At 55.2% G+C, this 14,869-nt stretch carries 18 protein-coding genes; 12 read left to right on the top strand and 6 right to left on the bottom strand.

The genetic code is table 11. The features are described 5' to 3' along the window. The first annotated feature begins 290 nt into the window (after positions 1-290). Positions 291-1,397 carry an LbtU family siderophore porin gene (locus ACTCIA_RS14650; RefSeq protein ID WP_463002555.1) on the top strand — a complete coding sequence of 369 codons (1,107 nt, stop codon included), beginning with the start codon at positions 291-293 and terminating at the stop codon, positions 1,395-1,397. A gap of 173 nt (positions 1,398-1,570) precedes the next feature. Beyond that, entirely contained in the window at positions 1,571-2,938 is a 1,368-nt protein-coding gene (locus ACTCIA_RS14645) for a sigma-54 interaction domain-containing protein (protein ID WP_463002554.1), read from the top strand. Here the strand turns inward: ACTCIA_RS14645 and sfsA are convergent. Further along, positions 2,908-3,639 (bottom strand): DNA/RNA nuclease SfsA, encoded by a 732-nt coding sequence (gene sfsA / locus ACTCIA_RS14640; RefSeq protein ID WP_463002553.1) that lies wholly within the window; start codon positions 3,637-3,639, stop codon positions 2,908-2,910. The genes ACTCIA_RS14645 and sfsA overlap by 31 nt on opposite strands. 360 nt (positions 3,640-3,999) lie before the next feature. Here sfsA and ACTCIA_RS14635 point away from each other — a divergent pair, with 360 nt between their 5' ends. From ACTCIA_RS14635 to ACTCIA_RS14595, 9 genes are all read left to right on the top strand, one after another. Then, on the top strand, positions 4,000-4,167 hold the full coding sequence (locus tag ACTCIA_RS14635; RefSeq protein WP_463002552.1) for a hypothetical protein: 168 nt from the start codon (positions 4,000-4,002) through the stop codon (positions 4,165-4,167). Positions 4,168-4,290: 123 nt separating this feature from the next. Continuing rightward, on the top strand, positions 4,291-4,770 hold the full coding sequence (locus tag ACTCIA_RS14630) for a ferritin family protein (protein ID WP_463002551.1): 480 nt from the start codon (positions 4,291-4,293) through the stop codon (positions 4,768-4,770). Positions 4,771-4,830: 60 nt separating this feature from the next. After that, entirely contained in the window at positions 4,831-4,995 is a 165-nt protein-coding gene (locus ACTCIA_RS14625; RefSeq protein WP_410267896.1) for a rubredoxin-like domain-containing protein, read from the top strand. A 222-nt stretch (positions 4,996-5,217) separates the two neighbouring features. Further along, positions 5,218-5,379, top strand: a complete 162-nt coding sequence (rd, locus tag ACTCIA_RS14620) for a rubredoxin (RefSeq protein WP_463002550.1) — start codon at positions 5,218-5,220, stop codon at positions 5,377-5,379. Between the two features lie 169 nt (positions 5,380-5,548). Beyond that, entirely contained in the window at positions 5,549-6,733 is a 1,185-nt protein-coding gene (locus tag ACTCIA_RS14615; protein WP_463002549.1) for an FprA family A-type flavoprotein, read from the top strand. Continuing rightward, complete coding sequence (locus tag ACTCIA_RS14610; RefSeq protein ID WP_463002548.1) at positions 6,726-6,959, top strand: ferredoxin; 234 nt, start codon at positions 6,726-6,728, stop codon at positions 6,957-6,959. Before ACTCIA_RS14615 ends, ACTCIA_RS14610 begins: the two co-directional genes overlap by 8 nt. Beyond that, positions 6,956-7,303 carry a phospholipase D-like domain-containing protein gene (locus tag ACTCIA_RS14605; RefSeq protein WP_463002547.1) on the top strand — a complete coding sequence of 116 codons (348 nt, stop codon included), beginning with the start codon at positions 6,956-6,958 and terminating at the stop codon, positions 7,301-7,303. The genes ACTCIA_RS14610 and ACTCIA_RS14605 overlap by 4 nt, the downstream gene beginning before the upstream one ends. A 2-nt stretch (positions 7,304-7,305) precedes the next feature. Continuing rightward, on the top strand, positions 7,306-8,001 hold the full coding sequence (locus ACTCIA_RS14600; protein ID WP_463002546.1) for a DVU0298 family protein: 696 nt from the start codon (positions 7,306-7,308) through the stop codon (positions 7,999-8,001). After that, on the top strand, positions 7,998-9,002 hold the full coding sequence (locus ACTCIA_RS14595) for an arsenate reductase/protein-tyrosine-phosphatase family protein (RefSeq protein WP_463002545.1): 1,005 nt from the start codon (positions 7,998-8,000) through the stop codon (positions 9,000-9,002). Before ACTCIA_RS14600 ends, ACTCIA_RS14595 begins: the two co-directional genes overlap by 4 nt. On the opposite strand, the gene ACTCIA_RS14590 is transcribed toward ACTCIA_RS14595, so the two are convergent. Beyond that, positions 8,963-9,856: a HesA/MoeB/ThiF family protein gene (locus ACTCIA_RS14590; protein ID WP_463002544.1), complete on the bottom strand. Its 894-nt coding sequence runs from the start codon at positions 9,854-9,856 to the stop codon at positions 8,963-8,965. The two genes, ACTCIA_RS14595 and ACTCIA_RS14590, sit on opposite strands and share 40 nt — an antisense overlap. 47 nt (positions 9,857-9,903) lie before the next feature. On the opposite strand from ACTCIA_RS14590, the gene ACTCIA_RS14585 reads away from it, so the two are divergent. Continuing rightward, positions 9,904-10,146: a MoaD/ThiS family protein gene (locus ACTCIA_RS14585; protein WP_463002543.1), complete on the top strand. Its 243-nt coding sequence runs from the start codon at positions 9,904-9,906 to the stop codon at positions 10,144-10,146. A gap of 32 nt (positions 10,147-10,178) precedes the next feature. On the opposite strand, the gene ACTCIA_RS14580 is transcribed toward ACTCIA_RS14585, so the two are convergent. The 4 genes from ACTCIA_RS14580 to ACTCIA_RS14565 all read right to left on the bottom strand — a co-directional run bounded on the left by ACTCIA_RS14580 (position 10,179) and on the right by ACTCIA_RS14565 (position 14,635). After that, positions 10,179-10,814 (bottom strand): hypothetical protein, encoded by a 636-nt coding sequence (locus ACTCIA_RS14580; protein WP_463002542.1) that lies wholly within the window; start codon positions 10,812-10,814, stop codon positions 10,179-10,181. A 139-nt stretch (positions 10,815-10,953) separates the two neighbouring features. Then, entirely contained in the window at positions 10,954-12,690 is a 1,737-nt protein-coding gene (locus ACTCIA_RS14575; protein ID WP_463002541.1) for an aldehyde ferredoxin oxidoreductase family protein, read from the bottom strand. 146 nt (positions 12,691-12,836) lie between these two features. Beyond that, the gene (locus ACTCIA_RS14570) at positions 12,837-13,631 is read right to left on the bottom strand and encodes an RNA methyltransferase (protein WP_463002540.1); all 795 of its coding nucleotides are present in this window, start codon (positions 13,629-13,631) and stop codon (positions 12,837-12,839) included. Between the two features lie 56 nt (positions 13,632-13,687). Next, a complete protein-coding gene (locus ACTCIA_RS14565; RefSeq protein WP_463002539.1) occupies positions 13,688-14,635 on the bottom strand; it encodes a selenium metabolism-associated LysR family transcriptional regulator in 948 nt (315 codons plus the stop codon). Between the last annotated feature and the right edge of the window lie 234 nt (positions 14,636-14,869).

Genomic DNA, 14,869 nt, shown 5'->3' with positions numbered 1-14,869 from the left:
GCCATGATGCCGGCCCGGGGGTGGTTTGCGAGTCGCATTGAGCGCGCAAGCGGTCAGCAGGGAGCAAACCGCCACCGGGCCGGCATCATGCGAAAATTACAGAACCAGGCACGAACAGCAGCTTTTTTGAAGTGACGCAGAAGCCCTAAAACGAATATAAACGCCAACCAACAAAGAAGTAATTTATTGATTTTACTTAACACTTAATCACTTCAAACTGAACACTGCCTGTAAAAAAGACTTTTTACAGGCTCATCATTTTGAACAGACAAAAGAAAGGAACAAAATCAATGAAACGGTTTGCAGCAATGGCGTTGGCAGCTTTCTTATGTGTTTCAGCAACCTGGGTTTGCGCATCTGCAGAGGAATTGTCCAATTCCGAACTGACCCGCAGGCTCGAGGCCCTGGAGAATAAATCCGGAATCAGGGATTTCACGGAAACCTGGGCGGAGCGAATCTCCATCAGCGGCCTGCTGGAGGTCGAAGGTGTGTATGAAGACCAGGATAACCGGGACGGCACAGGCGAAGATTCCAGCGATCTGAGCCTGGCAACGGTTGAACTGGGCATTGACGCGGAGTTCAACGATTATGTCAGCGGCCATGTGTTGTTTCTGTGGGAAGAAGACGACACCGAGCCCGTGGACCTGGATGAAGGCTATATTACCCTGACACCGTCTCCGAACTGGCCGGTTTATTTTTCCGCAGGCAAGCTCTATGTGCCGTTTGGCAATTTTGAAACCCACATGGTCTCCGATCCCCTGACCCTGGAGCTGGGCGAGACCCGGGAATCGGCTGCGGTGGCCGGACTGGAGCAAAACGGTTTTTATGCTTCTGCTTATGCATTCAATGGGGATGTGGATAAGTTCGACGATGACAGCCACGTGGACAATTTTGGAGCCAGCGCCGGATACCGGATCGCCGCCGATGCCTTCAGTCTGGATACGGGGGTGGGATATATCAACAATATCCTTGATTCAGATGGATTGGAGGACTTTTTATCCGATGAAGGCATTGATGAAGTAGATGATTACGTGGGCGGGGTCACAGCCCATGCCGTTTTTTCCACAGGGCCGGTGACCCTTATCGGCGAGTACATGACCGCCTTGGATGACACCGGGTATACGGACAATGGCAACATAATGGAAATGGAAGAGATTTCCGCATGGAACCTGGAGCTGGGATATAGTTTTACCCTTGCGGAAAAAGACACCACCCTGGCTGTGGGCTGGCAGGGAACAGACGATGCAGGCGGGTTTCTGGCAGAAGACCGCTACATCTGTGCAGTGAGCATGGACGTGTTTGATCATACATCCGTGGCCCTGGAATATTTCCATGAGGAATATGAAAACGATGATGAAAACGATGCCGTGACCGCTCAGCTGGCTTTTGCGTTTTAATTTCAAAATTGCCGCAAAATAAGACATTTGCTTGACTTGAACCGGTAACGTGCTATGCTTTTTCCCCTGTTCCGGCCTTTGGGGCCGGGCAGGGGATTTTTATTTTTGCGGCCGGCTGCAGCTGCAGCCGGCAAACAAATGGATCCAGGCGAATCAAACGGTTTAAAACAACTATGTCTGAAGACACACTCACCCGGCTGCTTTCGGAAAAACAGAATCTTATACGGATACTGGATCATTTAAAGGAAGGCATTATCGCCCATGACCTGAATCGCAGGATCTTTTTTTTCAACGAGGAGGCAGAACGGCTCACCGGATACAGCCGCGACGAGGTGCTGGGCAAAGACTGCCACGAGGCGTTTGGCCAGCCGTTTTGCGGCCAGAAGTGCCTTTTTGATGAAAATCAGCAGGAAAATCATCAGGATCTTCCCGAATACATGGAATATCCGGTCACGATTCTGACAAAAGACGGCCAGAGCCGCAAGGCGGAAATGTCGGTTTCCCCGATCCGGGATGATTCCGGTATTATCGTGGGCGTGCTGGCCTCTGTGCAGGATCTGACCGAATTGCTCAAGCTTCGGTTCAAGGCCGGGGAATTGTCGGGATTCGGCAGCATTATCGGCCGGGATTACAAGATGCTCCAGATTTTTCAGCAGATCCGGGATCTGGCCGGCTATGATTACCCGGTGCACATATCCGGGGAAACCGGTACCGGAAAGGAACTGGTGGCAGAGGCCATTCACCAGGAAAGCCGCCGGGCCGGGGCGCCCTTTGTCCCCATCAATTGCGGGGCCCTGCCCGAAGGCCTCATTGAAAGCGAGCTGTTCGGCCATGTCAAGGGCGCTTTTTCCGGGGCCATACGGGACAAAAAGGGCCGTTTTGAGCTGGCTCACAACGGGACTGTGTTTCTCGACGAGATCGCCGAGCTTTCCAATGCCATGCAGGTCAAGCTGCTGCGGTTTCTGCAGACCGGAAAATTTGAAAAGGTGGGCGGCGAAAAGACCGTGAGCGTGGATGTGCGCATCATCAGCGCAACAAACAAGGATCTGAAAAAACAGATTCAGGCCGAAGCGTTCCGGGAGGATTTGTATTACCGGTTAAATGTGATTCCGGTCCATTTGCCCCCCCTGCGGGAGCGGAGAAATGACATACCGCTTCTCATTGAGCATTTCCTGCGCAATGCGGCCCGGGAGCACGGTGATGAACCCCCAAAGGTGGTTTCCGAAGAAGCTTTGGGCATGATGCTCGATTATGACTGGCCCGGCAATGTCCGGCAGCTGCAGAATGTGCTTCAGTTTGCCATTGTCAAGTGCGGCGGCAGCGTGATCCGGCCGTCAAATCTGCCATTGGAGCTTCGCAGCGCAAAATCGTCTGAAAAGCGCCGGGGGCCGGACAAAAAACTCGATGTGGACTCTGTTCGTGCGGCCCTGGAAAAAACCGGGGGAAACAAGGTCAAGGCGGCCAGGCAGCTGGAAGTGGGACGGGCCACATTGTACCGGTTTATCCGGGATTATCCGGAGGCGGTCCCGGAAAACGAGTAAGGCAGGCGATTTCTGAGCCCGATGCCGGCCAGGTCCATGTGCACGTCATAGACCAGGATTTCCACCCCGTTTTTCACAGCTCTTCGCAATTCCTCACCGTATGCGGGATCAATATGATCTGCCGGCATAAATGCCACGGCGTCCATGCGCTGTACCAAAAAAAACATCACACACCTGTGGCCTTTTGCGGCCTGGCGCTGCAGCTCTTTTAGATGATTTCGGCCGCGCTGGGTTTGCGCGTCCGGAAAATATCCGGTCTGGTTTTCCACCAGGGTGCAGTTTTTGATTTCCACCCAGCATTTTCCGGATTGGCGGCTTTCCAGCATCAGGTCAAACCGGGTGTGCTCCCCGGCCCGCACTTCGGCCCGGATGGATTCATATCCGGACAGTTCCGGGATCACGCCGGATTCCGCACATCTGCGCACCAGCCGGTTGGGCACCAGGGTGTTTGTGCCCACCAGGGAGCCGGGCATTTCAATGAGTTCCCAGGTGTATTTGAGTTTGCGCCGGGGATTGTCGGCAACAGATATGTAAACGGGCCTTCCGGGCTGGCTGCATCCGGCCATGCTCCCGGAATTGGGACAGTGGGCCGTTACCGTCTCGCCGGTTGCCAGCCGGATGTCTGCAAGAAACCGTTTGTATCGGCAAATCAGCGTGCCGGCAATGAGTTTTGGCCATTGAATGAAACAATTTTGTACCATGATACAGCCCTGATACACCAAAACCGAAAGAAAGAAAACAAAATCCCTGCATTGCCGAATATGTCTGCATGGCCTGATGATCTCCTGCCGCAATCCCTATTATAAAAATAACAATTTGTTTTTATATTAAATTTTATTTAACTTGAAAGTTTGCTTTTTTGCGTGAAAACAGGTTGTTTCCCAAAATTTCCGGCCGGCGCAGCAGTGTTTTGGCATGAAAGTTGTAATATTGTTAATATATGATTCAGCGAAAAATCAAAAGCAGCTGCAAACCCTGTCAGCGCAAAAGTAAATGCCAGCATTCACAAAAATGATGGATTTCAGGTATTGAAACCGGCCAACGAAAATATTAAAAGAACAATGGAACTTGTCAAAGCCATGCTGGAACTTGCCGATGATGGCGATGCCGAGCGGGAGGATGCGGGCTGCGGCGTTCTTTACGGAGTGATCCGGGATGCGGGCTACAAAATCCGCAAACGGGCTGAAGCCGAAAAGGCCGCTCACATGCAGAAAGGCAACTGGCGGTAACCGTCTTTGACTTTTTGGCCGGCATCTGCAGCAGTCAGCCGGCATGGGACTGGCAAAAAAAATTATAGGCATTATTTTTGTGAAAAGTGCTGGTTTGTTAACTTTAAGACAACGGAGGAAGTGATGGCTGCATTTGATTTCAGCGCTGATGATGTTTTTAAGCTGGCCGAGGACATTGAGATAAACGGAGAGCAGTTTTACCGCAAAGCCGCACAGGATGTGGACGACCCCAAAAATAAGGAAATGCTTAACAATCTGGCGGATATGGAAGCAGATCACAAGCGGCTTTTCGGGCAGATGCGCGCTGAGTTAAAAGAAAAGGAAAAAACCCAGACCGTATTTGACCCAGAGGGAGACGCGGAAAATTATCTCAAAGCCCTGGCAGACATTCGCGTGTTTTTTGAAAAACCCATTGACACATCTTCCATGGAAAAAATTTTAATGGCCGCCATCCAGGCGGAAAAAGATTCCATTGTGCTTTATCTGGGCATGAAGGAACTGGTGCCGGAAAAATACGGAAAAAACCGGCTTGAAAATATCATCAAGGAAGAAATGGGGCATATCCGCCTGCTGAGCGGGGAACTGACCAAGCTTAAAAAATAATTTCCCCGCCGGCACCGGATCAGTGCCCTTCAACCGAGACCATGCAAAGGAGGTCACATTATGGCCAGCTGGAAATGCAGCAACTGCGGATACACATTTGAGGCGGATGCGCCGCCGAAACAGTGTCCGTCATGCAAGGAAAAATGCGAATTCGTGGACAATTCCTGCTACACTCCGGATTGCGCGGATTCGGGCCGTGACGACCGGATCGGGTCCAAACGATAGCAATCCGTCACAAGGGCAGAAAATATGGCAAAGGCGCTGGTGGTATACGCCACACGAGCTGGCGAAACCCGCAATATCGGTTTCACATGAACATGGTCGACGGACCGCTGATGCTCAAAAGGAGCAGCCTTGGCGGCGGCATCAAGATGGCACAGGATTACGGCCGTCAGGTGGCGGCCAAACTGGAATGATTTTTAGCTGAACCAACAGGAGGACAAAAACATGGACAAGTATGTTTGCACTATTTGCGGATATGTGTATGACCCGGCCCAGGGTGATCCCGACAACGGCGTTGCAGCGGGAACAAGTTTTGAGGATCTTCCCGCCGACTGGGAATGCCCGGTCTGCGGTGCGCCCAAGGCGGATTTTGAAAAACAGGCATAGAACCGTAAAACCGGTTTCAGGCATTTTGCACTCCCGCCCGGGAAAAGCTCCTGAAACCGGTTTGCTTTTTTCAAGCCCATGCAGGTTTTACAATCTGTACGCGTTTGAACCCATAACACGATCAAGACAAAAAAAATCAAAAAAACAGGCAATAGAGAGGACGCAGGGGATGAAACCGGTGGAGATCGCAAAAGGCGTTTATCATGTCGGCGTACATGACTGGAATATCCGGGATTTTCACGGATATTCCACGGAAAAGGGCACAAGTTACAATGCCTTTCTGATTGTGGATGAGAAAATCGTGCTCATTGACGCTGTCAAAAAGGAATTTGCCGACCAGCTGCTGGCCAATATCGCCCAGGTGGTGGATCCGAAAAAAATTGACATGGTGATCAGCAATCATACCGAGATGGACCATTCCGGAGGAATGCCCCGGGTGATGCACTATATCGGTGAAGACAAGCCGGTGCTGTGCTCCAAGATGGGCAAAAAGAACCTGTCCCAGCATTTTTCCCAGAACCTCAACTACCGGGCAGTGGAAAACGGCGAGGAGCTTTCCCTGGGCAGCCGGGACCTGGTGTTTCTTGAGACCCGCATGCTGCACTGGCCCGACAGCATGTTTACCTTTGACAAGACCAACGGGATTCTTTTTTCCAGCGACGCATTCGGCCAGCATTATGCCGGCTATGAAATGTTTGATGACGTGATGGGCAATGCTGTCATGCCCCATGCAAAGAAATATTTTGCCAATATTTTGCTGCTGTATGCGCCTAAAATTTTAAAACTGGTGGAGCAGGTAACCCAAATGGGTCTGGATATCCGCATGATTTGTCCGGATCACGGGATTATCTGGCGAACGGACCCGGCCAAAATCATCAACGCCTATGTTGCCTGGAGCCAACAGGAGCCGTTAAACAAGGCCGTGGTGGTCTATGACACCATGTGGAAAAGCACGCGGATCATGGCCGAAGCCATTGCCGACGGCATCGCCGAAGCCGGGGTCGCTGTCAAGCCCATCCATATTCGCAGCTCCCACAGAAGCGAGATCATGACCGAGCTCCTCGATGCCCGGGCTTTTGTGTTCGGCTCGCCCACATTAAACAACAATATTTTTCCCACCGTGGCCGATGTGTTGACCTATGTAAAGGGGTTGAAGCCCAAAAATCGTCTGGGCGCGGCATTCGGCTCCTACGGCTGGAGCGGGGAATCCGTGAAGATCATCCAGGCCGAGCTCGAAGCCATGGGCTTGCAGATCATTGATAAGGGCCTTCGGATCCAGTACGTGCCCGACGCCGATGCCGTGGCACAGTGCGTGGATTTCGGCCGCCGCATCGGACAGGCCGTCAATGAATAACGCAAACCCCCCTGAGGCTGAGCCTGAGGTTGAACTGGCCGATTGTATTGAATGCGGCGTGTGTGCGGATCTCTGCCCGGATGTGTTTGAAATGACCGATGCCGGGTACGTCCGGGTGATTTCTTTGCCGTTCTATCCGAAAGAATGCGTGGATGAAGCCATCAAGCACTGCCCGGCCGACTGCATCCGCTGGAATCCTCAGGCCCCTGCAGGAGAGGAATCATGAAAAAAGTGGCATTGTTTGTATTCAATGATGATCCCATGTGTTTTACCCATGTGCTGTTAAACACCCTGGATATGCATGAGCGTGGATATGATGTCCAGGTGGTCCTGGAAGGCGAGGCCACCAAGCTGCTGCCCGGCCTGGAAAACGAAAAAACAGCAACTTACGGAATGTGGCGCAAGGTTATCGACCAAAAACTGGTGGCCGGGGTGTGCCGGGCCTGCTCCAAGCAGATGGGCACCCAGGCATCTGCGCAAAAACAGGGCCTGGAACTGCTCGATGACATGTCCGGGCATCCCTCCTTTGCGGGTTTTCGGGACCAGGATTACGAAATACTGGTATTTTAGCCGTGACCGGCGCCAGAGCCCTGAAACGTGAAATCCGGCAGGTGCTGGCCGATTCCGGGCAGGACAAGGCCATGGCCCGCATTGGCGGCCATCGGCCCAGGCAGGCCATTAATGCCTTGATATCGCATTTTTATGAAGCAGATGCCTTGATCCGCTGGCGTGCAGTTACTGCCGCCGGCATTGTCACCGCGGATCTGGCCGAAGCAGAGCCTGAGTCGGCAAGGGTGATCATGCGCCGGTTCATGTGGATGCTAAATGACGAGTCCGGGGGCATCGGCTGGGGCGCGCCCGAGGCAATGGGCGCGGCCATGGCCCGAAATTCCCTGCTGGCCGCTGAATACGCCAGTGTCTTGTGCTCCTACATTGATCCCGGACAAAATTTTCTGGAACACCCGGGTCTTCAGCGCGGGCTGCTCTGGGGCCTGGGGGAACTGGCCCGGGTCCGGCCGCAGATGGCCGCATGGGCAGCACCGCATATCGCCGGGTTTCTTGATTCGAATGATGCTTATCACCGCGGCATCGGGGGCTGGGCAGCCGGCAATACGGGCAGCCCGGAAAATCTCGACCGGGTTCATGCACTGACTTCAGACCGGGCTGTGATCGAATTTTTTGAAGACTGGCAGCTTTATCGGGTCTCTGTTGGAGAACTCGCCCAAAGGGCGGTCTCAGCCATCACCCGGACACAACAGGAGGAATGATGTACGTTTTGGGTCTTCAGGGCAGCCCGCGGGCAAAGGGCAACACCAATTTTTTACTGGATGGGTTGCTTCATTACCTTAAAGAAAAGGGTTCGGACACCGAAAAGATTCAGGCCCGCATGCTGCGGGTGGAGCCGTGTATCGGCTGCGGATACTGTGAGGAAAAAGGCATTTGCGTTTTTGCAGACGATGACATGGCCGCCCGGATTTATTCCATGCTGCGCCGGGCCGATGTGGTGATCCTGGCCGGGCCGGTTTATTTCTATAATTTTCCCGCGCACATCAAGGCGCTCATTGACCGTACCCAGGCCCTGTGGTCGCGAAAGTACCGCCTGGATCTGGAAGATCCGGGCCGGCCCTGGCGAAAGGGTCTGCTTCTTTCCGTGGGCGCCACCAGGGGCAAAAACCTGTTTGACGGCATGAAGCTCACGTCCCGGTATTTTTTTGACGCTGTTGGCGCGGACTACACCGATTCCATTGTCTACCGCAGAATCGAGGCCCCGGGCGATCTGACCCATCACCCCGGGGTGGCCGAAGACATCCAATCCTGCGCCGCAAGCCTGGATTCGCTTCTGGCCCGGAAAAAAATCCTGTTTGCCTGCCGGGAAAACGCCTGCCGCAGCCAGATGGCAGCAGGGTTTGCCCGGTACCTTGCCGGCGGCCGCATTGATGCGTTAAGCGCCGGCAGCACCCCGGTCCCGGCCGCCAATCCCATGATGCAGGAAGCCATGGCGGAAAAGGGTTTGGACATGGTCCATCTCAGCCCGCGCTCCATAGACGATGTTCTTTCCGGCACCCGGCCGGACATGATCGTGACCATGGGCTGCGGCGAGCAGTGCCCTTATATTCCCGGGGTGTCATATGTGGACTGGGACCTGCCTGATCCGGCCGGCCAGTCCATGGATGTGATGCGGCAGGTCAGAGATGAGATCGAGCACCGGGTCAGGCAATTGATGGACAATCAGGACGGGTCTGGTTCGCCGTTAAAGGAAAATTCCTGAAATCCGGCATTTTCCAGATCCACGTAAAGCATCCGGTTTCGCAGAACCCGGCCCCGGCCCAAAAGAACCTTGATGATTTCCATAACCTGTAGGGTTGCCATGAGCGCCGGGGTGACCCCGGGAACCCCCATCATGGCCTCGGGAGCCGGGTCGGAAGCGCCTTGCTGATCCGGTTTTCCGTAAAGGGTTTCCAGACCGGGATCCCGGGGAAACACGGTCATGATCTGGCCTTCAAACCCGGCAATGGCAGCATGCACCAGGGGGATGCCGGCCTGCCTGCAGGCGGCGGCAAGGGTCAGCCGGGCAGCCACGCTGTCTAAGGCATCGGCTGCCGCATCCGCCCCCTCAAGAATCTCTTCTGCGTTTTGCCGGTCCATGGCCACGGTAAAAGCCCGCACGTCAACCGCCGGGTTGATTGCAGCCAGAATCGACTTTGCGGCCTCTGCCTTGTTTGTGCCAAGGGTTTCTGAAAAACACATTGCCTGGCGGTTGAGGTTGGATTCGGCAAATGCGTCCGGATCGGCAATGGTGATTTTCCCGATGCCCGTGCGCGCGGCGCCGGCCGCGATATGACCGCCCAGGCCGCCGGCGCCGATAACGGCAATGCCGGATTTGGCCAGTTTGAGTTGTTCCTGCGTGGAAAGGCTTGCTGCGTTTCGCATGTAGCGCACGGGCCAGATGCCGGCTTCCAGGGCGGCCATATAGACCTGTGCCAGGCCGGTTTGACAAAGATCTGCCGCCTTCTGCGCCCGGGCCTCGGAAATCACCCGCACGGGCCTTTTGGCCGGATCATTGATTTTTTCCGCCATTTCTGCCACTGTCCGGCCAAGGCGGGAGTCTGTGTGTGGATTCATATGGACACCTTGTGTGAAAAATCCCTTAACCAGCACGGGGATGGAAAATGAATATTGATTTTTACCTGTATGCCTCACTGGCCCGATACCTGCCTGAAGATGCCCGGGCGGAAAAAAAGGCTGTTGTTTCGGCCCCTTCCGGGGCAACAGCCCGGGATTTGCTGAAAATCTTCGGGGTCCCGGAAAAAGAGGTCAAGATCGTGTTTGTCAACGGCGTGCGCAAGGACCTGGACACCGCTGTTTCAGAAGGCGACCGGGTGGGGGTGTTTCCGCCCGTGGGCGGCGGATAGCTCCATGTCCCGGCGGTCCCGGGCTATTCCGCTCAATGCCCCTGTGCGTTTGCGGCATGGATTTCAAGGCGCAGGGCGCCTGTCTTCTGGCTAAGCATTTCTGTCACTTCTCCGGCATGGATCCTTGTATTATTGACCGAAACCTCTGCATTGTCTTTTTCAAGGATGGATCCCTGACGGGCCCAGAAGTCCAGAAAATCCTTGATCTCCATGACCACTCCCGATTCAAGCAGTTCATCTCCCAGGTCTGCAGCCACTTGGTTGAAGCATTTGACCGTGACCGCAACAAGCCCTCCCTGTTTGACCCGGTTTTCCTGGTTTGACCGGATTTGGCTGCAATGCCGCCGCAGTCCGCTGTATGTTCCCTGCTTGCGAAAGGCCGCCCCGAACACCCCGGGCATGGCCGCTGATACCGCAAGGGTGCAGGGGTTGTGAATCTCTTCTGATTCCGGGTCGTCCACGGCCCGGCCGTCCATGAACAGGGTCTGTATCCGGTTTTCAATATAGTCGGCATCCGTGCACAGGGCCTGCTGCAAAAAATCGCTGACCCGCGTGCCGGCAGACGCCTCAAACCGGATGCCGTAGCCGAAAACAAGCCGCATGAGGGAAAGCCGGTTTTGAGGCACGATCAGGGTCATTTCCACGGACGGCTCAGCAACGGATGTCATAAGCGCAATCTGGTCCTTTTTCAACAAAGATGGAATCGTAAGAAGTCTTTTTACAGGCTCATCAACAAAAGCGCCCCGAAGAAAAAAGGCGGTTTTTCGTCCGGGGCGCGTTGTGTCGGTTTTCACACGGTTGCTGCAATCAGAAGTCAAACACCGTGTCCAGATCCGCATCACTGACCTGGAAAGTGATGTTGTGGGGCGCCAGCTGTTCCTGTTGGAAGTAGGCCGGCAGCCGGTCGTCTTTGGGGCCGAAACCTGCGCGCTCGTTAAAGTCCCGCTCCATCTTCATGATTTTTTTGCCCAGCTCCGTGACATCATCGCCTGTGAAGTTCAGGCCGTGAAAGGAGTTGATCATGTCAACCAGGGCCTGGAAGGTTTCCTCCTGGTCCAGGATGGCAAATGCGATAAACAGGCACATGCCCGTGGAGTCAATGGCTGCGGTGGCAATCTGGAGATTGCGCGAAAGCTCGATCTGGCCTTCGGGCTTCAGTGCGTCCACGTTTCCGCCCACGCCCATGATATTGGCGGTTACCGCGTATCCGGCCGTGTGGTCCGCGCCCATGGTGGAGGTGGCATAAGTGACCCCCATACCCTGCACCGCCCGGGGATCATAGGCGGGCATGGACTGGTTTTTGACCACAGGTACCCTTTCCACGCCAAATACCTTGCCGGTCACGCCCGCACCCGAGCCCAAAATCCGGCCAAGGGGCGTGCCCTTGCCCACTTCTTTGACCAGCTCGATGGCCCTGGCCGCATCTCCGAATTCCGCCAGACCCGCGTCCATGGCCACTCCGATGGTGGCGCCCATTTCGATGGTATCCAGGCCAAAATCATCGTCCAGCCGGTCGAGCATGGCAATGCTGTCCAGATCGTCAATGCCGCAGTTGCCGCCGTGGGCCCACACGGTTTCATACTCGGGCTGCTTGGTCAGGTAATGGCCGTCTTTGTCCATGTAAGTGCCCGAGCAGCGGATCACGCATCCCCGGTGGCAGCCGTGGGTGGCCTTGCCGCCCCGGGCGGTTTCGGTTTCCGCCTGGGTTTCGCCGCTGATGGCCGCGGCCTTGTCAAACCGGCCGGTTTTAAAATTATAGGTGGGGTAACCCCCTGCCTCGTTGACCACGTTTGTCAGCACGTTGGTGCCGTAAGCGGGCAGGCCCTGGCCCGTGACCGGGTGCTGTTTTAAGCCGGCCACAAAAGCCTTGTTGGCTTCCTTGAATTTGTCTGAATCCTTGGGCGAACGCATGGACAGGCCCGAGTCATCGAGAACGATGGCCTTGATCCCTTTGCTGCCCATCACCGCGCCGACCCCGCCGCGGCCGGCATGCCGGGAGGGACGAAGTTCCATGTCCGTGCACGCCACAGTGGCGGCCCCCAGCTTCATCTCCCCGGCCTGGCCGATGGACAGACAGCAGATCTTGTCGCCGTACTCTGAGGTGAGTTTTTCCACGGCATCGTAGTTGCCGAGCATTTTTAAATCATCTGCCGGCAGGATCTCCACGCCGTCCTTGTTTACCACGAGCTTATAGAGTTTGTCCTCTGCGGGTTTTCCTTCCAGGATAATGGCCGCATACCCGAGCCGGCCCAGCACCTGGGCGGCCTGGCCGCCGGAGTTGGCCTCCTTGATGCCGCCGGTCAGCGGGCTTTTGCATCCCACGGAAATCCGGCCGGACATGGCTGCAGCACTTCCGCTGAGCAGTCCCGGGGCGATGACCAGCTTGTTTTCAGCACCCAGGGGATGGCACAGGGGCGGGACCTCTTTGGCCACCACCGCCGATGTCATGCCCCGGCCGCCAAAGCCGGCGTAATCGCCTATGGGTTCTGTGACAGTTTTGGGGGGATGGTCCGGACCCATCTGGATGCGGAGAATTTTGTCCATGAGAACACCTCCTTATAATTCGGGCTGGTTAAAGAATCGGATAAATTCAGAGTTGATTTCTTTTTCTATTTTTATGAGAAATCCGGGAGATGTCAAGAAATTCATTCAGGCGTCAGCCGGGCTGGGAACGGAAAAACACGGAGGGTTCAGGAATCCTCGGAATTTTCAAGGTCAAGGGCCGGATCCGGAGGGTTGCCGTTTTTCCCGTCTTTGTAGCATTTGCCCGCATACCAGTTGATCTGCCGGCAGATGCCCCGGATCAGGCTCACTTCCCCGGCGCGCAGGGGAAGGCGGGAGAAAAATCGCCGGAACCGGTCCATCCAGTGATCCGGGTTTTCCGGCTGCAGATAGTTGATGCGCACCAGGGTCTCGGTTAACTGGGCGTACATGGCATCAAGCTGTCTGCGGTCGGCCAGTTTCGGGGAAAAGGTCTTTGGCGGGGCAAGCGCGGCCTTAAACAGTTCATAGCACATAATGGTTACCGAGTGGGCCAGGTTGATGGAGGAAAACCCGGCAGTGGGAATATGGACAAGGCCGTGGCAGAACCGCAGTTCGGAATTGGTCAGGCCCCGGTCCTCGGGGCCGAACAAAACAGCCGCTTGGTTTTGTGCGCTGACAAAAATCAGTTTTGCTGCTGTTTTTTCCGGTGAGGAAAGAACCTGCCGCCGCCCCCCGAGCCGGGCTGTGGTGCCGGCCACGTAGCTGAAACCGCCAAGCGCGGTCTGCAGATCATCAAAGACTTCGATGGCGTTTGCCACACCTGCGGCCGCGTGTGTGGACAGGGTGAGAATCCGGCTGGTGTCAAAATTTTCCGGGCTGACCACGATCAGGCGCCCCAGGCCCATGTTGCACATGGCCCGGGCCGCGGCCCCGATGTTTTCCGGGTACCTTGGCCGGTTTAAAACAATGGCGATATTTTTTAAAAAGGCGTGTTGATCCATGATGTCCCGGTTTTTCCCAAAGGTTGGCTTCCCCTTACCAGACCCCCGGCCGCCGGTCAAGCCGGGGCCATCTGTTTTTCCAGATAATCCATCAGGGCCCGGCTGGCAGGCGACGGGGTCCGCTCCCGGAGGGTGGTGAGGTAAAAGTGCCGGAAGAGATCCAGCCCGGTTACAGCCAGGGCTTTCAAGGACCCGGCTTTGAGCTCGTCTTCCACGGCAATGGGCGACAGAATTGAGATGCCCATGCCGCTTTTGATGCCCTGAATTACCGAGGCGGTGCTGCCCAGTTCAGCCGCTACAGTGAAGCTGTCCATATTGAACCCGGCCCTGGCCAGCTGCTGCTCCAGGGATTTTCTCGTGCCGGATCCGGGTTCCCGGAGCAAAAAGGGCTGGCTGCAGAGCCGGTCCAGATCGATTTCCCTGCGATCGGCCCAGGGATGATCGGCCCGCACAATCAGCCGCATTTCATCGCGGATCAGCGCTTTCTGGACAATACGGTCGGTTTCGGCTTCCGCACCCACCATGCCGAAATCCAGCCGTCCGTTGAGCACGTCATCAATGATTTGCCGGGTGTCGCTGACATGAAGCCGGATTCGAACCTCCGGATAGGTGCGGGTAAAGCCGCCGATCTGCCGGGGCAGAATATAGCCGCCCGGAATGGTGCTGCCGCCGATGGCGATTTGGCCGCTGATATGACCCAGAAATTCGGCCACCGCGCTTTCGGTTTCCGCTGCCAGCTTCAGCATCCGGTCGGCATATTCATACAGCAGTTCCCCGGCCCGGGTGGCCTTGGCGGTTTTGCCCATCCGGTCAATTAACCGGCAGCCGAAGTGGGTTTCCAGGTCCCGGATATGACTGCTCACCGTGGGCTGGGTGAGGTGAATGGCTTCGGCTGCCCGGGAAAACCCCTCCAGGTCAATGACTGTTTTAAAGATTTTGAGCTGCCAGAGATCCATGTGAAAATCGCTTCCATAGATTTTTTCAATAGTTTTAAGCAAACCCATCAGAATTTGCAATTTGCCGCACATGCCCTGCCGGACTTACATTGAACACACGCTAAGGAAGTCCTGAATCTTCTATAACCGACAACTAATAAAAAAATAACCTCTTGATTTCACTTAACACTTAATCACTTAAAACTGATGGCGCCGTAAAAAGTCCAATATCTGCGTTACGCGCAATTTCTCAGAATTTCACGTACGGATAAGTACGCTGCATTCTTCGAAATTGCGCAAGCC

Source organism: Desulfosalsimonas sp., from assembly GCF_055149105.1.
The sequence above is the reverse complement of the archived record's forward strand: the minus strand, read 5'-3'. Positions and strand labels throughout refer to the sequence as shown.